This window comes from Lysobacter gummosus, from assembly GCF_001442805.1.
GTDB classification, from domain to species: Bacteria; Pseudomonadota; Gammaproteobacteria; order Xanthomonadales; family Xanthomonadaceae; genus Lysobacter; species Lysobacter gummosus.
This window is the reverse complement of the sequence record NZ_CP011131.1, coordinates 178,089-198,623: the sequence shown is the minus strand read 5'-3', so window position 1 is coordinate 198,623 and position 20,535 is coordinate 178,089. Positions and strand designations below refer to the sequence as shown.

The following is a 20,535-nucleotide window of genomic DNA, read 5'->3' as shown; positions in this document are numbered from 1 at the left end:
GGTTTCGCGCTTTTTATGCGCTGGCCGCTGGTCGCGATCGCTCTCCGCCCCCTCGCTCTGTCCCGCCCGGCCGGGCTCAGGCCTCGGCCACGCGCACCACCAGCTTGCCGAAGTTATGCCCCTGCAGCAGGCCGATGAATGCGGCCGGCGCGTTCTCCAGGCCGTCGACGCGGTCCTCGCGCAGCTTGACCCGGCCGGCGGCGACCCATTCGCCCATCTCGCGGCGGAAGGCCTCGAAGCGCTCGGCGTAGTGGTCCAGGATGATGAAACCCTGCAGACGGATGCGTTTTTGCAGCAGCGTGGTCATCAGCCCCGGCAGCGGGTTGGGCACCGGCGGCTGCGCTTCGTCGTTGTAGTGCGCGATCACCCCGCACACCGGCACGCGTGCGTAGTGGTTGAGCAGCGGCAGCACCGCCTCGAACACCGCGCCGCCGACGTTCTCGAAGTACACGTCGATGCCGTCCGGGCAGGCCTGCGCCAGGCGCTGCGCCAGCTGCGGATCGTGGCGGTCGATGCAGGCGTCGAAGCCGAGTTCTTCCACCGCGTAGCGGCATTTGTCCGCGCCGCCGGCGATACCGACCACGCGCGCGCCCTTGAGCTTGGCGATCTGCCCGACCACCGCGCCGACCGCGCCGGTCGCCGCCGCCACGACCACGGTTTCGCCCGGCTTGGGCTGGCCGATGTCGAGCAGGCCGACATAGGCGGTGAACGCGGGCATGCCCAGGCCGCCCAGCGCCAGGGACGGTTGGGCCATGTCGCCGAGCGCGGTCAGGTCGGTGCCGTCCGACAGCGCGTAGTCCTGCCAGCCGGCGTTGCTCAGGACCAGGTCGCCGGCCTTGAACTGCGCATGCTCGGAGCTCACCACCCGGCTGACCGTGCCGCCCACCACCGGCGCGCCCAGCGCGATCGGCGGCGCGTAGCTGGTGCCGGCTTCGTCCATGAGGTTGCGCATGTACGGGTCCAGCGACAGGTACAGCGTGCGCAACAGCAGCTGGCCCGGGCCGGGCGTCGGCACGGCGGCTTCTTCCAGGCGCAGGTCCTGCGTGGTCGGCATGCCGTTCGGGCGGGCGGCGAGGACGATGCGGCGGTTCACGGGTTGCGGCTGCGACATGGAGGCTCCTATCGGGTGGGTGCGTGGGTTGGGTTCGGACGACTCGGTGACTGCAAATAGACCGGTCGCCTAGTGATCGGGTACAAAAAATCGGGTCGGCGTTCACACCGTCCCGCTTCAAACGTTTTGGGTCAGGCCTAACAGTTGCCGGGTGCCGGCCATGGCCGTGTCCAGCGGCGCGCGATCGCGGGCGATCTTGGCCAGCAGGCTGGCGCCGAGCCAGTTCTGGTAGAGCGTCACCGCCGCGGCGCGGCTGTCGGCCGGCGCCGACAAGGAGCCGTCGGCGCGGCCGGCGTCGATGCAGCGCGCCAGGCGCTCGGTGATACAGCGAGTGCCGCGCTCCAGCGCCGCGCGCATGCTTTCGGACAGGTCGCTGACTTCCGCGCCGAGCTTGACCACCGGGCAACGGCTGCTGGCTTCGTCGCCGGTCTGCGAGTCGAGCCAGTCGTCGAAGTAGCCGCTCAGCCGCTGCGCGGCCGTGCCCGGCTGGCTCAGCAGCAGGTCCATGCGCGCCAGATAACCGGCGAAATAGGTCTCCAGCACCGCCTCGCCGAAGGCTTCCTTCGAGCCGAAGTAGTGATAGAACGAGCCCTTCGGCACCTGCGCGGCGGTCAGCACCTCGGTCAGGCCGACCGCGGTGAAGCCTTTGCGCAGCAGCAACGGCAAGGCCACATCGAGGATGTGCTGACGGACGTCGCTGGGGGCGGTGGAGGTCATGGCGGGCACTCTAGAGGCAATTAGACCGGTCGTCTAGTGCTGCCGCGAACGATTTCGCCGGGCCCGCCATGGCGGCTCAGGCCGAGGCCAGCTTCTCCATGCGGTCGGCGATCCAGCGCTCGGCGAAGCCGTCCAGCTGGGCGTTCTCCAGAAACCCGCAATGCCCGCCCCAGGATGCGACTTCCAGGCGCGCGTTCGCGGGCAGCTCCAGTTCGCGGAAACCGGCCACCGGAATCACCGGGTCGTCGGCGGCCATCAGGATGCTCACCGGCACCTGCAACTGCGCCAGGCGCTGGCCGGCGACCGAATAGCCGTCGAAATAGCGATCCAGGGTGCCGAAGTCGGTGTGGCGCTCGACCATCCACTGGGTCAGCGGACGCATGCTCAGGCCGAGCGTGCGGTCGTCGAAGTCGTGCACGCCCGGGAACAGCTCGCGCTTGCGCGCCAGCGAGTCGCGCCATTTTCGCTCGAAGTACCACAGGTAAAAACGCAGGCCGTTTTCCATCGACTCCATGGTGCGCGCCGGGTCCAGCACCGGACACACCGAGGCCACGTGCGCCAGCGGCAGCCCGGCCTCGGGCGCGCGCAGCGCCAGGCGCAGGGCGAAGTTGCCGCCGAGCGAATACCCGGCCACCGACAGCGGCCGCAGCGGAAACATCCGCGCGATCTGCGCGGTGGCCTGCACCACTTCGTCGATGCGGTTGGAGTGGAACAGGCCTTCGTTGAGGTGATGGGTGTCGCCGTGATCGCGGAAGTTGAGCCGGAACACTTCGAAGCCGCGCGCCAGCAACTGCGCCGCGGTCAGGCGCATGTAGTTGGAATCCACGCTGCCTTCCCAGCCGTGCAGCAGCAGCACCAGCCCGCGCGGGGCGACGCCGTCCACGGCGCTGTGCAGGCCGTGCAGGCGCACGCCGCCGTCGGTTTCGATGATGTGCGCCTGGGTGCGCGCGCCGATCGCCGCCAGCCGGCGTTCGGCGTTGCGCCGGCGCAGGGGACTGGAACCCAGCGCCGATTGCACGTGGGCGTTGCGCAGCCAGCGCGGCGGAGCGTAATCGGCTGCAGTCAACATGGGATCAGCTCGCCATCGCCTCGATAATGCGCAGCCGCGCCAGTTCGGCGATGCGGCGGCGTCCATCGGCTTCGCCCGGGCCGATCGGTGTCAGGAAGTGGATTTCGGCCACGCGCCCGGGTTCGCCGAGCAGGCGCAGGAAGTTGGCGAAAAAGCTTTCCTTGTCCTGGAATGCGACTACCGTCTGGGCGTCGCCGCGCTCGCCGTAGCGCAGCGCCACCGGCTGCACCGGCACGCCGGCTTCGACCGCGGCCAGGAAGATGCGCGCGTGGAACGGGCCGATCTCGCGGCCGCCGCGGGTGCCGCCTTCGGGAAACACGCCGACCGAACGGCCCGCGCGCAGGCGCGAGAGCATTTCATGCAGCACGCCGCCGAGCGATTCGGTGTTGCCGCGGTGATGGAAAATGGTCTGGCCGCGCGCGGCGAGCCAGCCCACCACCGGCCAGCCGGCGATTTCGCGCTTGGCGACGAAGCCCATCATGCGCTGGCTGTGCAGGATCTCGATATCGACCCAGCTGACGTGATTGGCGACGAACAAGGTCGCCCCGGCCAGCGGCGTGCCGATCCGGCGCAGGCTGAAACCGAAGATGCGCATCAGGCCGCCGGCCCAGGCGCGGATCAGGCGTTCCTCCAGGGTCTCGCCACCCAGCGGCAGCCGCGAGGTCGGCAAGGTGATGAGCAACAGCACCAGCGGCAGGTGGATGAGCAGATGCCACACCAGCAGCGGCACACGGATCAGGTAACGCAGCGCGCGCGCGGCCGACGCACCGGGAGGCGCGACCGCGCCGGCGTGGGGAGGCGGCGCATTCATTGTGTGCACGATACCTAAGCGATGTCGCAGCGGCCAGCGGCGATTGCGGGCGGCGGCGGCGTTTTAAACGCGATGGTGAAAATTTGACCGTCCGGGTGGGGCTGAATGGGCTGGGATGGGGCTTAAGAGCAAATCCCCCCTACCCCCCTTTTTCAAAGGGGGGGAACAGCCTCGGCAACGGTGGGCCCGCAAAGTCGGCCGGATTCCCCCTTTGAAAAAGGGGGGTAGGGGGATTTGCTTTTGCTCTTCCCCCCGCAAACCTCAATTCGAAGAAGCCGCCACCGCCCCATCCGACACCGCGCCGCGATCGCGCAGCCCGACCTTATGTCCGGCCTTGGCGAAGTACAGGATGTACAGATAGCAAGGCACCATCAGCAGCAAGAACACCAGCTGGAAGTCCATGTGCTGCTTGAGCGCGGCGAACAACTGCGGCACCACCGCGCCGCCGGCGATACCCATCACCATCACCGCCGAACCGACCTCGGTGTGCCGCCCCAGCCCGCGGATGCCCAGCGGGAAGATCGCCGGCCACATCATCGCGTTGGCGAAACCCAGCGCGGCGACGAAGGCCACCGACACATAGCCGTGAGTGACGAAGGCGCCGATCGACAGCGCCACGCCGAGCACCGCCGACAGGCTCAGATAACGCTCCTGCGAGATGAAGCGCGGAATCACGATCAGCCCGACCACATAGCCGACCAGCATCCCGCCCAGCGTCAGCGAGGTGAAGAACTTGGTCTTGTCCAGCGGCAGGCCGAAGCTGTGGCCGTAGGTGCCGATGGCGTCGCCGGCCATCACTTCCACGCCGACATAGACGAAGATGCACAGCGCGCCCAGCCACAGGTGCGGGTACTGGAACAGGTTGGCGCGGCCGCCGTTTTCGCCGTTCGAGGCGCGATTGGCCTCGGCCGCGCGCAGCTCCGGCAGCGGCGAGAACAGCACGCCGACCGCCAGCAACGCCAGCAATCCGGCCATGACCAGATACGGCGCGTGGATGCTGGAAGCGAAGGTGTCGAGCAACTGCGCCTTGGTCGCAGGATCGGCCGCCTTCACCTGCGCGGCCAGATCGCCCATGCCATGCAGCACCAGCGCGCCCAGCAGCAGCGGCGCCAGGATGCCGGCGACCTTGTTGCAGATGCCCATCACCGCGATGCGCTGCGCCGCGCCTTCGATCGGGCCGAGGATGCTGATGTAGGGATTGACCGCGGTCTGCAGCACCGCCAGGCCCGCACCGATCACGAACAGGCCGCCGAGCGCGCCCGGGTACCAGCGCTGGGTGGTGTACTCGCCGAACACCGCCGCGCCGATCGCCATGACCAGCAGGCCCAGCGCCATGCCGCGCTTCATGCCGGTGCGGCGCAGGATCGCCGACGACGGCAGGGCCAGGAAGAAGTACGACAGATAGAACGCCATCGGCACCAGGAAGGCGCCGACCTCGTCGAGGTCGAAAGCGAGCTGGGCGAAGGTGATCAACGGCCCGTTGAGCCAGGTGACGAAACCGAACACGAAGAACAGCGCGCCGATGATCGCGATCGAGCCGAGATACCGCGGCTGAGCGCTGGCGTTGGAAACCGACATGAGACATCCCCTCCCAGAGCAGCGGGTGACGCCCGCCACGCGTCGCCTGTCCCGGTTGACCGGCACGACAAGCGACTGCCCAACGTTGTCACATCTGCCCGGGTCCTGCCAACCGAACCGGGACGAATGGGCTGAAACCCGCGCCAGAACGTGATCTCCGGCGCGCGACGGCATGTTGCGCCGCATCATTAAAAATGAAGCGAGCACACGGTTTGCGCAGCCGGATGACACTTTTGACGACGTTTGTTGACAACGTTGTCAAAGCCGGAGCAATCTCGGCGCCGCCAGGGGAAACCGATGGGCAGCCGTGGAGGGCGCATGCAGTGGGACGGGCTGTTGAAGGCATTGTTTGGGCAAAGCAGGCACGGGGTTTCGATGCCCCGGCGCGAACGCATCGGCGCGACCGCGCCGGGCGGATGGGTGCGAGCATGAGCGCTGCGCCTCAGCTCAAGCGAACAATGCCCGCGAACATGAATACTTTTATCGCCGCCGATGTCGGCGGTACGCACACCCGTGTCGGCCTGGTACGTCCGGGCTATGGCGGCGAATCCACCGTGGCCGTGCTCGCGCACCGCAAATACGTGTGCGCCGACTATCCCGGCCTGGCCGCGATCCTGGCCGAATTCATCGCCGGCAACGGCGTCGGCGTGGACCGGGTGGTGATCGCCACCGCCGGCGTCGTGCTCGACGACGAGGTGGTCAATTCCAATCTGCCCTGGCGCATCTCGCTGTCGCAGCTGCGCGGCGAACTGGGCCTGCACGAAGTGCTGGTCATCAACGATTTCCAGGCCAACGCCAACGCCGCGCAATGCATGGCGCCGGCCGACTCCACCCTGCTCACGCCGGGCGTGAGCGAAGCCGATCCAGGTCCCGGCCCGGTGCTGGTGATCGGCCCGGGCACCGGCCTGGGCGCGGCGCTGCGCATCCCGCACGGCCACTCCACCGTGGTGCTGCCGACCGAGCCGGGCCATACCGCGTTCGCGCCGGGCAACGGCCGCGAAGTGGAAATGCTGCGCCTGGCCCAGCAACGCGGGCAGACCCACGTGCCGACGGAATACTTCGTCTCCGGCCCCGGGCTGGTGAACCTCTACAGCGCGCTGTGCACGCTCAGCGGCGTGGAAGCCTCGCTGCGCGCGCCGGCGGCGATCACCGAAGCCGCCCGTCGCGGCGAAGCGCTGGCCCGCGAAGCGGTGCTGACCTTCTGCGCGCTGCTGGGCAGCGTGATCGGCGATCTGGTGGTGATCAGCCGCGCCAACGCGGTGTTCATCGCCGGCGGCATCCTGCCGCAGCTCAAGGACTTCGTGCCCGACAGCGCATTCCACGCGCGGATGCTCGACAAGGGCGTGATGCGTCCGGTGCTCGAACGCGTGCCGGTGCGGTTGATCGAGAACGAACGCCTCGGCGTGATCGGCGCGGCGAGCTGGTACCTGGAACACCTGGCGCAGTCCGGGCAAGACGCTCTCGCCGCGCCGCGACAACACCCGCAGTAACCGCGCATTCGCCACGCCGCCCGCCCACCGCGAGCGGGCGGCGAACGCGAAACACCGCTGCACACCGGGCGACGCCTGCCCGGAACGGTTCGGCAACAACCCGCTGCACACCTGATTTCGCACAACCGGCTTCGCGACGAACCGACCTGCCCGGTCGATCGCCGAGCCAATCAATGTCGAGGGAGGAGTAGCCAATGAAAGCGCGCAAAACCATCCTGTCCGCCAGCATCTTCGCGATTTTGGCGATGGCTTCGTCCATCGCCCCGGCACAGGACGCCGCGCAGGCCACCTCCGCTCAAGACGCCAAGCCGGCGACGGATGCGACCGACATCGACGCGGTGGTGGTGCAAGGCATCCGCGCCAGTCTGCAAAAATCGTTGGAGACCAAGCGCAGCGCCGACGCCGTGGTCGAGGCGATCACCGCCGAGGACATCGGCAAATTTCCCAACACCAACGTCGCCGAAGCGATGACGCAGATTCCCGGCGTCACCATCGACCGCCGTTTCGGCCAGGGCGAGCGCGTCAGCATCGACGGCACCGACCCCAGCCTCAACCTGACCTTTCTCGACGGCCATCCGCTGGCGCAAACGCCGTGGCTGCACGGCGAGCAGCCCAATCGCGGCTTCGACCACACCCTGATCGCGTCCGAACTGATCGGGCGCATGGAAGTCTATAAATCGCCGGAAGCCAAGCTGCCCGAAGGCAGCCTCGGCGGCACCGTGCTGATGTATACGCGCAAGCCCCTGGACCTGGACGCCAACACCTTCAGCGGCACCATCGGCTACAGCTACAACGACCAGGCCAGCAAGGGCAAACCCACCGCCTCGGCTTTGTACAGCTGGAAAAACGCGCAGGAAACCTTCGGCTTCAACGTCGCCGCGCAGCATTTCGAAGAACGCGTGGACCGCCAGGGCGTGGAGATCTTCAGCTACGTGCCGCCGTCGACGTTTCCCAACGCCGCCGCGCAAGTTCCGGCCGGCGCGCGCGTGCCGAACTTCGTCAACGCCGCCTGGTTCCAGCAGGATCGCGAACGCGACAGCGTCGCGCTGAACCTGCAGTTCAAGCCGAGCAGCGCGCTGGAGTTCAACCTCGACACGCTGTACATCAAGGAAAGCTTCGACAACTACAACCAGTCGGTCTACAACTTCCTCAGCGATCGCGCCGACTCGGTCGATCAGCTCAAGCTCGGCGCCAACAACGTGGTCACCAGCGGCCACTCCGGGCCGAACGCGCGGGTGTTCTACGACGCCAACGCGCGCGTGTCGGAAGTGGAAACCAAGGGCGTGGACCTGCGCGGCAGCTTCCGCGGCGATGGCTGGAAGATCAACGGTCAGGTCGGCCAGAGCAAGGCCACCAACGACAACATGCGCACGTACTTGTTGCAGTCGACCTACACCGGCGCCTACCGCTGGGACATCGGCAAGGGCGTGTTCTTCGACGACCTCGCCGGCTCGCGCGATCCGCGCAACTGGGGCGCCACCGATTCGATCGGCAACGTCAACTTCTTCCAGATCGAGGCCAAGGACCGCTACGCCCAGGTCGATTTCAGCGTCAACTTCAACGGCTTCTTCAACCAGTTGGAAGTGGGCCTGCGCCGGCACAAGCACGAGGAGTCCAACAGCCTCAACGTGTTCGACATCGCCGCCAACACCACCCTGGCCGACATCGGCACCTCCGGCTACACCGACATCCTCAAGGATTTCGGCGGCTTCTCGCCCAGCCACGCGCACCACCTGCAGCTCAGCCGCAGCGACGTGATCGGCTGGGTCAACGGCCGCAACATCGATTACTCGTTCAACAACAGCGATCCGGGCAACTACCTCAACAACACCTTCCACGTCGAGCAGACCAACACCGCGGCCTATGCGCAGCTGAACTTCAGCCAGGACCGCCTGCACGGCAACGTTGGCGTGCGTCATGTCCAGGCCGATATCGAAACCAGCAGCTACGAGCTCGCCGGCAGCCAGCCGGTGCTGCCGGCTCAGGCCGGATGGTGGGTCACGCGCAGCAACAAGAACGACTACTGGCTGCCTTCGCTCAACGTGGTCTACGACATCGCCGACGACTGGGTGATCCGCGCCAGCGCCTCCAAGGTGGTGGCCTGGGCGCCGTACCGCCAGCTGGTGGACGCGACCTTCCTCGACGACGGCCTGCTCACCGGCACGGGCGGCAACTCCAAGCTCGATCCGTATCAGTCCAACAACTTCAACGCGTCGCTGGAGTGGTACTTCGCGCCCGAATCGGCGCTGGCCTTGTCGGTGTTCTACAAGGACATCAGCAACTTCGTGAACCTGGACAACGGCAAGGAGCGTTACTTCAACTCCCTGCGCGACATCGATCCGGCGCGCTGGAACAGCGCCCTGCTGGGCCGCAACGGCTGCACTGCCGACGGCTTCTGCGATTACGCGGTGCTGCGTCCGCGCAACGGCGGCGCGGCGACCATCAAGGGTTTCAACCTGGCCCTGCAGATGCCGTTCGGCGAAACCGGTTTCGGCATCACCAGCAACTACACCTACGCCAAGGGCAAGAGCGAGCAGGGCGATGAGCTGCCGTATCAGTCCAAGGAATCGGTGACGGTCAGCCCGTATTACGAGAAGGGTCCGCTGACCGCGCGCATCAGCTACGGCTGGCGCAGCCATTACCTGGCCGGCGGTTACGTCGCCGGCGCGCCGCCGGCGAGCGTGGACGACTACACCGACCTGGGCGCCAGCGTCGGCTGGGCGTTCAACGAGCACTGCACCGTGCGCCTGGACGCGCAGAACCTGCTCAACGAGAAGTACACGCAGTACCTGGGCGACAAGAGCCTGCCCTTGAACGAATACACCAGCGGCCGCCGCTACATGGCGTCGATGAGTTTTTCGTTCTGACCCCACCTTCGTCGCCGGCGCGGCCGGCGACGCAGCGGTAAACGGCGCACCGCCGCGCATTGCACGCGGCGGCGCGACGAAGCGGTAAGCGGTATCGGCAACATCCGGCGCGGCCGGGCGGTCACCCGCCACCGTGTCGCGCAAGGCATCGAATCAAAAACGTTTCGCAACGAAAACAGGACTTCGCGACGAACCGGTTCCCGGACGATCGTAGAGCCATCACCGCCCGAGGGAGGAACAAAATGAAAGCGCGCAAGACCATCTTGTCAGCCAGCATCGTCGCAGCTCTATGCATGGGCCCCGGCCTGGCGATCGCTCAAGACGCCCAGCCCGCCGCAACGCAGGCCACCGACCTCGACGCCGTCGTCGTCACCGGCATCCGCGCCAGCCTGGAAAAGTCGCTCGACACCAAGCGGGCCAACGTGACCGTGTCGGAGGCGATCACCGCCGAGGACATCGGCAAGTTCGCCAACACCAACGTCGCCGAAGCGATGTCGCAGATTCCCGGCGTCTCGCTCGACCGCCGTTTCGGCCAGGGCGAACGCGTCAGCATCGACGGCACCGACCCCAGCCTCAACCTGACCTTCCTCGACAACCATCCGGTCGCGCAATCGATCTGGTTGTACGGCGAGCAGCCCAACCGCGGCTTCGACTACACCCTGCTCGCGCCGGAAATCCTCGGCCGCCTGGAAGTGATCAAGTCCTCCGAGGCGCGCATCACCGAAGGCAGCCTGGGCGGCACCGTGCTCATGCACACCCGTCAGCCGCTGGACATGGACGCCAACTCCATCGCCGGCTCCCTGAGCTTCAACAAGAACGATCAGGGCGGCGACACCCGTCCCAGCGGTTCGATCGTCTACAGCTGGAAGAACGCCGACAGCAACTTCGGCTTCAACATCGCCGCGCAGCATTTCGAAGAAGACGTCGATCGCCAGGGCACGGAAGTGTTCGGCTACGTCAAGGCCAGCGCGTTCCCGAACCAGACGGGAGCTGCGGCCGACATCGACGTGCCGAACTTCATCAACGCCGCCTGGTTCCAGCAGAGCCGCAAGCGCGACAGCGTCAACGTCAACCTGCAGTTCAAGCCCAGCGACGAACTGGAGTTCGGCCTGAGCGGGCTGTACATCAAGGAAAGTTTCGACAACTACAACCAGTCGGTCTACAACTTCCTGACCCAGCGCCCGGCCGCGGTCGATCGCCTCACCACCTCCGGCGGCGTCGCCACCGGCGGCCACAGCAACGCCAATCCGGTGTTCTACGACAACAACGTGCGCGCCTCCGAGCCCGTCACCAAGGGCGTGGACCTGCACGGCAAGTATCAGACCGATACCTGGGGCGTGTCCGGCCAGATCGGCGCGAGCAAGTCCGACAACACCCTGGAACAGTGGTTCATCGAACCGGTCTTCATGGGCGGCTACAGCTGGGACGCCAAGCGCGGCCTGAGCTTCGACAACCCGGCCGCGGCGCAGAACCCGGCCAACTGGGCCGGCGACGGCTTCATGGGCAACTACGGTGTGATCGACACCGAGACCAAGGACAACTACGCCCAGGTGGACTTCAACGTCCGCTTCGACAGCGTGTTCAACAACCTGCAGTTCGGCGTGCGTCGCGGCAAGCACGAAGAAGACTACGTGCAGAACGTGTACGTGGGCCTGCCGGTCGCCGATCTGAACACCGTCGGCACCATCGGCGCGACCAGCCTGCGCGATCTCAACGACGGCTCGGGCCGCCACGTCCAGGTCGGCCGCCAGAACGTCATCGACTACGTCAACCAGTACCGCGGCATCCTGCGTCCGGACGCCGGCAGCTTCCTCAACAACACCTTCAACGTCGAGCAGACCAACACCGCCGGTTACGCGCAGCTGGACTTCTCCTCGGGCGGATGGCGCGGCAACTTCGGCGTGCGTTACGTCGAATCCAAGACCGACGCGGTGGCCTTCGAGCCCGGCGGCGCGCCGAGCCTGGACAACCTCGCGTCCAAGCAGCGCCACACCTCGAAGAAGCAAGACTTCACCCTGCCGTCGTTGAACGTGGTCTACGACACCGGCGCGGACGTGCTGTTCCGCTTCGGCGCGGCCAAGGTGGTGGCGTGGGCTCCGTACAACCAGCTCACGCACAACACCTTCCTCAACGATTCGACCTTCACCGGCTCGGGCGGCAATTCGGACCTGGATCCGTACGAATCGACCAACTTCAACCTGTCGGCCGAGTGGTACTTCGCCCCGCAGGCGGTGTTGGCGGCGTCGGTGTTCTACAAGGACATCGACAATTACATCTCCAGCGACGCGGCGACCGAGCGTCAGTTCAACTCCAACGCCCAGACCACGCCGGACCGTTACCAGAGCCAGATCGTCGGCACCAACGGCTGCACCACCGACGGCTTCTGCGACTACAGCATCATCCGTCCGAAGAACGCCGGCAAGGGCAAGGTCAAGGGCTTCAACCTGAGCTATCAGCAGCCCTTCGGCGACACCGGCTTCGGCCTGACCGCGAACTACACCTACGCCGACGGCGAAGGCTCCGGCGGCACCAAGCTGCCGTACCAGTCGCGCGACAGCGTCGCGATCAGCCCGTACTACGAGCGCGGCCCGTTCGCGGCGCGTCTGTCGTACAACTGGCGCAGCGATTACCTGGCCGGCGGTTACGTCGCCGGCGCGCCGCCGGCCAGCGTCAACGATTACGCCGAACTCGGCGCGAGCGTGAGCTGGACCTTCGACGAACGCCTGACCGTGTCGCTGGAAGGCATGAATCTGCTCGACGAAGAGTATCTGCAGTACCTGGGCCGCGAAGAACTGGTGGCGCAGCGTTTCCACACCGGCCGTCGCTTCATGGCCTCGTTCCGCTTCAAGTTCTGATTGGCGTTTTCCGCAATCGATGCAACACCGCGCGCGCCGGCCATCGGGCCGGCGCGTGTCGGGGGCGAGGCGAAAGCGTTCGCGCAGTCGTTTAGCCGGTCACATCCGAAGCCCGGTACTCGCGTGCCGGGCTTCGGCGCTTTGAAGATTCCTGATTTGTTGTTCCGGAATCTTTTGTGGGAGGGGCTTCAGCCCCGATGCTTTCCGTTCCGACGCGGTGATCCGAAAGAAAAGCGTCGGGGCTGAAGCCCCTCCCACAAAGGACCTCGCACACTTTTCTTCGCACGCCTCAAACAGCGCCGATCGAACGCCGCTTTCCGACCTGTTCGCACGACGCCTTCCACGGAGCCAGTCCACGATGAAGACGCGCACGACCCGCCACCTGTTCGCCGCCGCCACGCTCGCCGCCGCATTGGCCGCCTGCACCAGCGCCGCGCCGCGCAGCGACAGCGCCGCGACCGGCGACCCAGCGGCCGCGCCCGCCGATTCGAACGCCGCGCATCCCAGCGCGATCATTCCCCGCCCGCTGCAGATCGTCGCCGGCCGCGGCAGCTTCGTCTTCGACGCGAGTACGCCGATCCGTATCAAGCCCGGACAGCCGGGCGAGCGCCGCGTGGCGGAGTACTTCGCCCAGCGCGTCCAGGCCCTGCGCGGCTTCGCTCCCGCCGTCACCGAGGCACCCGGCGGCCGCGGCGCGGTCTGGCTCAACATCGATCCGAACCTGACCATCGGCGATGAAGCCTATGAGCTCGATGTCCAGGCCGACACCGTGCGCCTGAGCGCGCGCACCGAAGCCGGCCTGTTCTACGGCGCGGTCAGTCTGTGGCAGCTGGCCACCGCCGACGGCGGCCAGGGCGCCACGCGCATCGCCGCGCAGCGCATCAACGACGCGCCGGCGTTCGTCTGGCGCGGGCTGATGCTGGATGTCGCGCGCCACTTCCGCAGCGTCGATGAAGTCAAAGCGGTGCTCGACCAGATGGCGCTGCACAAGCTCAACACCTTCCACTGGCATCTCACCGACGACCAGGGCTGGCGCATCGAGATCAAGCAATACCCGCGCCTGACCGAAGTCGGCGGCTGCCGCGTCCTGGCCGGCGCCAACGGCCGCGGCGCCGACGGCAAACCGCAGCAGTACTGCGGTTACTACACTCAGGAGCAGATCCGCGACGTGGTCGCCTACGCCGCCGCGCGCCATATCACCGTGGTGCCGGAAATCGAAATGCCCGGGCATGCGCAGGCGGCGATCGCCGCCTATCCCGAACTCGCCGTGACCGACGTGGTGCGCAAGGCGCCGCGGGTATCGCCGGATTGGGGCGTGCACACGTATCTGTTCGGCGTGGACGATTCGACCTTCAGTTTCCTCGAGAACGTGCTCGATGAAGTCGCCGGGCTGTTTCCGTCGAAGTACATCCACATCGGCGGCGACGAGGCGGCCAAGGATCAGTGGATCGCATCCAAGCAAGTGCAGGCGAAGATCAAGTCGCTGGGCCTGAAGAACGAGATGGCGCTGCAGAGCTGGTTCGTCGGCCGCATCGGCAAGCACCTGCAGGAGCACGACCGGATCCTGCTGGGCTGGGACGAAATCCTCGAAGGCGGCAAGCTGCCGGCGAGCGCGACGGTGATGTCCTGGCGCGGCGACGCCGGCGCGCTGGAAGCCGCGCGCGAAGGTCACGACGTGGTCGTATCGCCCGATCGCAAGCTGTATCTGGATTACGTGCAGAGCGATCGCGACGACGAGCCCAGCGGCCGCTTCCCGGTCAGCACGCTGCGCGCGTTCTACGACTTCCAGATGATTCCGCCCGGGCTCGATGCACAGCAGGCCAAGCACGTGATCGGCGGACAGGGCAACTTGTGGGTCGAACACAGGCGCAGCTTCGATCTGGTGCAAAAGGCGCTGTACCCGCGTCTGGACGCGTTGTCGGAAGTGGTCTGGTCGCCGGCCTCGAGCCGCGACTGGAACGATTTCCAGCACCGCCTGGCGCCGCAGTTCGCGCGCTATCGGGCGCAGGGCGTGCAGGCCAGCGACGTCGCCTACGCGGTCGACTTCAAGGCCGACAACGCGCAGCTGACGCTGTCCAACCAGGCCGGCTTCGGCGAAATCCGCTACCGCACCGACGGCGCCGAGCCGGACGCCGGTTCGCCGCTGTATTCGCAGCCGCTGCCGGCGACGCCGCCGCTGGATCTGGTCGCGACCACCTTCCTGGACGGCCGCGCGCTGTCGGCGCCGCGCCGGTTCAGCGCCAAGGACCTGTCCGACCTCAGCGCCCGCAGCAGCGCCGCGCTCAAGCCCTGCCGCGAAGGCTACAACCTGCGCCTGGAGGACGACGCCGCGCGCGACGGCGGCCGCGACGGCGCGCGCGCCGCGCTCACGGTCAACCTGATCGACCCGTGCTGGATCTACCCGGCCGCGCAGCTCGACGGCGTGGCCCGCATCCGTGCCACGGTCGGGCAGGTGCCGTACAACTTCCAGCTGTGGCACGACACCAGCAAGATCGTGACCCGCAAGGCCACCCTCGGCGGTTCGCTGGAAGTGCGTCTGGACGACTGCAAAAGCGCGCCGATCGCGCGCCTGCCGCTGGCCGCGGCGCGCAAGTCCGACGGCGTGACCACGCTGGAGGCCAAACTGCCCAAGCTGGAAGGTCGCCACGACCTGTGCTTCGTGTTCGCCAGCGGCGGCCACGATCCGTTGTGGGCGCTGGACCGGGTGGTGCTCAAGCCGGCCGAATAAGCCGCGCGGCGCGGCGATTGCGCGTCGGACGGCTCCGCTCCGGGCCGTCCGGCAGGGCTGCGGTTCCGCGGCGGGTGCCGTGAACTGCCTCGCCATTCGCCGCCGCGAGCACGCCGGGTCAGCCCGGCGCCAGCATTTGGTAAAGAAAATATGTGCGCGGATTCATAGATCGTGCATGTCAGCGGTTAGCATGTAGCCGCCCAAGGGGGACCCACGTACATGCCTATCCGCAATCTGCTGTTGGCCGCGGCACTCGCCACGGCTCTCGCGTCCGGCGCAGCCGGCGCGCAAAACCTGCCCAAGCCGAACGAATTCTATTTCGATGCCGACGCCCAGACCGTCAAACCGGTGATCGCCGTGCGCGAAACCGGCGAAGCGGCGATGGAGCGCCTGGCCAAGATCCTCGAACGCAAGGCCCACGCGCCCAACGAAGCCGCCCAGCTGGGGCATCTGGCGATGGAGGCCGGACGCAACGAGCTCGGCCGCCAGCTCTACGCCCGCGCCCTGCGCGAAGTGGACAGCGGCAGCACCTACTGGCGGTCGATCACCTGGAACTACGCCTGGGATCTGTACCGCTCCGGCGCCGGCGAGGAAGCCTTCAGGCAATGGACGACCCTGCACAACGCGCGCACGGTCAACGCCTCATGGATGCCGCCGACCTACGCCGTCGCCTTGTGGACGCTGGGCCGCAAGGACGAGGCCGTGCAGTGGTACGCCGCCGCGGTGCGCAGCGAGCCGGACCAGTGGCGCGACACTTCCGCCTACGCCACCTTGCTGCCGCACTGGCGCGCGGCCGATCGCGCCACCCTGGCCGAAGTACAGAAGGCGTGGGCGGCCAATCCGCCGGCCTGGCCCTGAGCCGGCGCTGACAGCGCACGCGATGCGGGAACGGCGAAGCCCGTTTCCCGCCTCGCGCTTCGAACACGCGCGGGCGTCGATGCGACGCCCGATGCGCAACCGCTACAAGGTTCACACCGCGCCCGCGACGCGATCGGTAACGTCGATGGCGACCGTTCGTCGCCGCCGTTCCCGTTGACACAGGGACGCGGCTAAAGTCGGCCGTCCAAGACCGCGCGCGCTGCGTAGCGCCGGTCTGTCGTTGCATGCGCGGTCGGGGATCGGATGTCCATATCGGCACTGAGTGTCCTGGTAGTCGAAGATCACGGCTTCCAGCGCCGCATGGCCCTGCGCCTGCTCGCCGAACTGGGCATCGACCGCCTGCTGGAAGCCGCCGACGGCGCTTCGGCCTTGCGCCTGCTGCGGGCGCAGGCGCAGCCGCCGGACGTGGTGATGGTCGATCTGGACATGCCGGGCATGGACGGGATCGAATTCATCGACCATCTGGCGCGCGAACAACTGGCGCGCTCGATCCTGGTGGTCAGCGCCCTCGACGCCGCCCTGCTCCACACCGTGCAGACGATGGCCCGCGCCTGCGGCCTGCGCGTGCTCGACGCGGTGCCCAAGCCGCTGACGAAAGCCAAATTGTTCGAAGCCTTGTCCACCCTGGGCCAAACCAAGGCCAGCGTGGAAGAAACCCCACCCGACGAAATCGCCCCTGCCGAACTCCGCCAGGCCCTGACCAACGGCGACATCGTTCCCTGGTTCCAACCCCAGGTCGAACTGAGCAACGGCCGGGTCGTCGGCGTGGAAGCGCTGGCGCGCTGGTGCCACGGCGACGGCCGGGTGATCCTGCCGCAGTACTTCATGCCGGTGCTGGAAGGCGAAGGCCTGCTCGACGAACTCACCGAACGCATGCTCGCCCAAGCCTGCCGCTGGAAGCGCGAATGGGACCGCGACGGCCTGCGCCTGAAACTGTCGGTCAACGTCTCGGCCTCGACCCTGGACGACGCCGGCGCCGCCGACCGCTATCAGCGCATCGTCCGCGAGGCCGGCGTGGACGCGGGCGAAGTGGTGCTGGAACTGACCGAAAGCTCGCTGATGGCCGACGCCGCGCGCGGGCTGGGCGTGCTGGCGCGCTTGCGGCTCAAGGGCTTCGGCCTGTCGATCGACGACTTCGGCACCGGCTGGTCGTCGCTGTCGCAGCTCTCGCAGGTGCCGTTCACCGAATTGAAGATCGATCAGGAGTTCGTCGCCGGCGCCTGCCAGCAGCCGCGCAAGCGCGCGGTGGTCGAAGCCAGCCTGGATCTGGCGCGCAAGCTCGGCCTGGACGCGGTGGCCGAGGGCGTGGAAACCATCGAGGACTGGCAGATGCTGGCCGATCTGGGCTGCGCGATCGCGCAGGGGCGGCTGATCGGCGACGCGGTGCCCGGCGAGGAATTGCCGGCCATGCTCGGTCGCTGGCGCCGGCCCGAGTACTGAGGCGCCATGTTCGCCTGGCTGGACCGTTACAGCATCCGCCGCCAGCTCTGGGGCCTGTTCACCTTGTTCCTGCTGGCCGGGACCAGCGTGCTGCTGCTCGACGAGTTCGAGCAATACCGCGCGCGCCGCACCCTGCAGACCTTGCAGGACGACGCCCTGCTCGGCCTGCGCCTGATCAAGACCGTGTCCGACGCCTACGGCCTGGACGTGGTCGATACCACCTTCCGCGTGCGCAACGATCTGGTCGGCTGGGACGAGGGCCTGGAGCGGGTCGATAACGCGCGCCGCCGCATCGATCAGGCCTGGCTGCGCCTGCAATCGCTGCCGCACACACCGCAGGAAATCGAGCAACTGTACGCCGCCGCGCAGGCGCGCCGCACCGCCGACGCCGCCGCGCTGGAACTGCGCGGCATCCTGCACCGGCGCGACATCAAGGCCCTGGGGCAATTCGCCGATCACCGCCTGTATCCGGCGATCGATCCGCTGACCCAGCGCATGCAGATGCTGTCGGACCTGGAACTGGTCCAGGCCGACAAGGTGGTGCGCGCCGACATCGTGCGCAGCGAGCGGGTCAGCATGCTGCGCATCGCGGTGTCGCTGCTGGCGCTGGCGATCGCCGCGCTGGTCGGCCGGCGCGTGCTGCGCAACGCCTCGCGCGGCATCGACAAACTCACCTGGCTGGCGCGGCGCATGCGCGAGCACGACTACACCGCCGAACCCGGCGAACTGCCGCCGGGCGAGCTGGGCGCGGTGATGCAGGCCTTCATCGACATGCGCCGCGACGTGCTGGGCTTCGAGACCGAGCTCACCGGCCAGCTGATCCGCAACGAACGCACCCGCGCCGAACTCGAACGCCGCGAACGCTTCCAGGCCTCGCTGCTGGATTCGGCGCAGACCGCGATCCTGGCGGTCGATGCGCAGGGCCGCTTCACCCTGGTCAATCCCTTCGCCGAACGCCTGCTGGGCATCCGCGAATCGGAACTGATCGGGCGCGAGCACCTGCATCGCATCTTCGAAGCGCGCGCCTTGCAGACGCTGGCGAGCGAACTGAGCGATCAGTTGGGGCGCCCGGTCGCCGCCGACTGGACCGCGCTGCGCGAACTCGCCCGCGCCCAGGCCGAGCCGCGCGAAACCCGGCTGCGTCATCGCAACGGCACCTGGGTGCCGGCACTGGTCGCGGTCTCGGCCACCGGCGACGGCGAGGACGAAACGCCGGGCCTGCTGGTGGTCGCCGCCGACCTGAGCGCGCTCAAGCACCTGGAACGCGCGTTGCGCGCCAGCGAAGCGCGCGCGCAGGACGCCAGCCGCGCCAAGTCGTCCTTCCTGGCGGCGATGAGCCACGAGATCCGCACGCCGATGATCGGCGTGACCGGGATGGTCGAAGTGCTGTCGCATTCGCGCCTGGATCCCGAGCAGCGCCGCGCGCTGGAGGTGATCCAGCAGTCCTCGCAATCGCTGCTGCGGATCATCGGCGACATCCTGGATTTTTCGAAGATCGAAGCCGGACGGCTGGAGCTGTCGCCGGAAGCGGTGGACCTGTCGGCGCTGCTGCGCACCACGGTCGCCGGTTTTCTCGGCGCGGCGGCCAGCCGCGGCGTGCAGATGAGTTGCCACATCGACGCGGCGATCGCGCCGGCGCACTACGCCGATGCGCTGCGGCTGCGGCAGATCCTCGGCAATTTCCTCTCCAACGCGGTGAAGTTCACCGAGCGCGGCATGATCCAGGCGGCGCTGGAATACGAAGGTCCGGCCGACACGGACGCAGCCGGCCGGGCGCGCGATCGCCTATGCCTGCGCGTGACCGACACCGGCATCGGCGTCAGCGCCGAACAGCAGCGGCATTTGTTCGAGCCGTTCCAGCAGGCCGAAAGCGACACCACGCGCCGCTACGGCGGCACCGGCCTGGGGCTGGCGATCTGCCGGCGCCTGGCCACGCTGATGGACGGCGCGATCAGCATGGACAGCGAACCGGGCGTCGGCACCACGATGCGCCTGCGCGTGGCGCTGCCGCGCGCGGCCGCCGATGCGCTGGCCGCGGCCGAGGCGGCGGCGCCGGCCAGCGAGACCTTGATTCCGCGCGCGCTGCCGGACCTGGCGACGGCCGAGCGCGAGCGCAGCCTGATTCTGTTGATCGACGATCATCCGACCAATCGCTTGGTGATCGCGCGCCAACTCGCCCTGGCCGGTTATGCCTGCGAAGCGGTCGACGGCGGCGAAGAAGGCCTGCAGCGCTGGCGCAGCGGCCGCTACGCGCTGGTGTTGTCGGACGTGCACATGCCCGGGTTGGACGGTTACGGGTTGGCGCGGGCGATCCGCGCGGAAGAGGCGCGCTCAGACGAGGCGGCGCGCACGCCGATCGTCGCGCTCACCGCCTCGGCGTTGAAGGGCGAGGCCGAGGCCTGCCTGGCCGCGGGCATGGACGATTGCCTGATCAAACCGGTCGCGGTCGCGCGCCTGGCCGCGACCCTGCGCCGCTGGCTGCCGCATACCGCCGCCGTCGGCGACAGCGCGCCGTCGGCGCTGGAGGAAGGCCACGATCGCGTCCGCGTGCTCGATATCGGCGTGTTGCAGCACCTGCTAGACGACGTCGGCGGCGACGCGGCACAGGTGCTGGCGGATTTCATCGGCGCCAGCGAACAGGATCTGCATGGCCTGCAGACCGCGCGCAACGAGAGCGATCTGTCCGCGGTGCAGCGGCATGCGCACCGGATCAAGGGCGCGGCGCTGCTGGTCGGGGCGCAGGAACTGGCCGAAGCGGCGCAGGCGCTGGAACATGCCGCGCAGGCGCAGGACTGGGGGCTGGTGCTGCCCTTGCTCAGCGATGTGGAGACGGCGTTGGAGCGGGTGCGGCGGGTGCCTTGGTAGTTGGTGGGTGCGGGAAGAGCAAATCCCCCTGCCCCCCTTTTTCAAAGGGGGGAACAGCAACGGCTCAAGGGGGACGGCAACGACTCAGGTGGACATGCATAGTCGGACGAAGCCCACGACAAATC

Annotated in this window: 12 protein-coding genes; 7 read left to right on the top strand and 5 right to left on the bottom strand. The window is 67.7% G+C overall.

All coding sequences use genetic code 11. The features are described from left to right. Positions 1-76: 76 nt before the first annotated feature. From LG3211_RS00820 to LG3211_RS00800, 5 genes are all read right to left on the bottom strand, one after another. Positions 77-1,111 (bottom strand): NADP-dependent oxidoreductase, encoded by a 1,035-nt coding sequence (locus LG3211_RS00820; RefSeq protein ID WP_057941181.1) that lies wholly within the window; start codon positions 1,109-1,111, stop codon positions 77-79. A gap of 117 nt (positions 1,112-1,228) precedes the next feature. Next, positions 1,229-1,828: a TetR/AcrR family transcriptional regulator gene (locus LG3211_RS00815; RefSeq protein WP_057941180.1), complete on the bottom strand. Its 600-nt coding sequence runs from the start codon at positions 1,826-1,828 to the stop codon at positions 1,229-1,231. 76 nt (positions 1,829-1,904) lie between these two features. Then, entirely contained in the window at positions 1,905-2,894 is a 990-nt protein-coding gene (locus LG3211_RS00810; protein WP_057945174.1) for a YheT family hydrolase, read from the bottom strand. A gap of 7 nt (positions 2,895-2,901) precedes the next feature. Next, positions 2,902-3,708, bottom strand: coding sequence for a lysophospholipid acyltransferase family protein (locus tag LG3211_RS00805; RefSeq protein ID WP_057941179.1), 807 nt, complete (start codon positions 3,706-3,708; stop codon positions 2,902-2,904). Between the two features lie 261 nt (positions 3,709-3,969). Beyond that, complete coding sequence (locus LG3211_RS00800) at positions 3,970-5,286, bottom strand: sugar MFS transporter (protein WP_057941178.1); 1,317 nt, start codon at positions 5,284-5,286, stop codon at positions 3,970-3,972. 470 nt (positions 5,287-5,756) lie between these two features. Between LG3211_RS00800 and LG3211_RS00795 the strand changes: the two genes are divergently transcribed. From LG3211_RS00795 to LG3211_RS00765, 7 genes are all read left to right on the top strand, one after another. Continuing rightward, positions 5,757-6,776 carry a glucokinase gene (locus LG3211_RS00795; RefSeq protein ID WP_237049807.1) on the top strand — a complete coding sequence of 340 codons (1,020 nt, stop codon included), beginning with the start codon at positions 5,757-5,759 and terminating at the stop codon, positions 6,774-6,776. Positions 6,777-6,970: 194 nt separating this feature from the next. Next, positions 6,971-9,643, top strand: coding sequence for a TonB-dependent receptor (locus LG3211_RS00790; protein ID WP_057941176.1), 2,673 nt, complete (start codon positions 6,971-6,973; stop codon positions 9,641-9,643). A 242-nt stretch (positions 9,644-9,885) separates the two neighbouring features. Then, a complete protein-coding gene (locus LG3211_RS00785; RefSeq protein ID WP_057941175.1) occupies positions 9,886-12,498 on the top strand; it encodes a TonB-dependent receptor in 2,613 nt (870 codons plus the stop codon). Positions 12,499-12,856: 358 nt separating this feature from the next. Then, the gene (locus tag LG3211_RS00780; protein ID WP_057941174.1) at positions 12,857-15,226 is read left to right on the top strand and encodes a family 20 glycosylhydrolase; all 2,370 of its coding nucleotides are present in this window, start codon (positions 12,857-12,859) and stop codon (positions 15,224-15,226) included. A 219-nt stretch (positions 15,227-15,445) separates the two neighbouring features. Next, positions 15,446-16,084: a tetratricopeptide repeat protein gene (locus tag LG3211_RS00775; protein WP_057941173.1), complete on the top strand. Its 639-nt coding sequence runs from the start codon at positions 15,446-15,448 to the stop codon at positions 16,082-16,084. Between the two features lie 264 nt (positions 16,085-16,348). Beyond that, on the top strand, positions 16,349-17,545 hold the full coding sequence (locus tag LG3211_RS00770) for an EAL domain-containing response regulator (RefSeq protein ID WP_057941172.1): 1,197 nt from the start codon (positions 16,349-16,351) through the stop codon (positions 17,543-17,545). Between the two features lie 6 nt (positions 17,546-17,551). Continuing rightward, positions 17,552-20,410, top strand: coding sequence for an ATP-binding protein (locus LG3211_RS00765; RefSeq protein WP_057941171.1), 2,859 nt, complete (start codon positions 17,552-17,554; stop codon positions 20,408-20,410). Positions 20,411-20,535 lie beyond the last annotated feature (125 nt).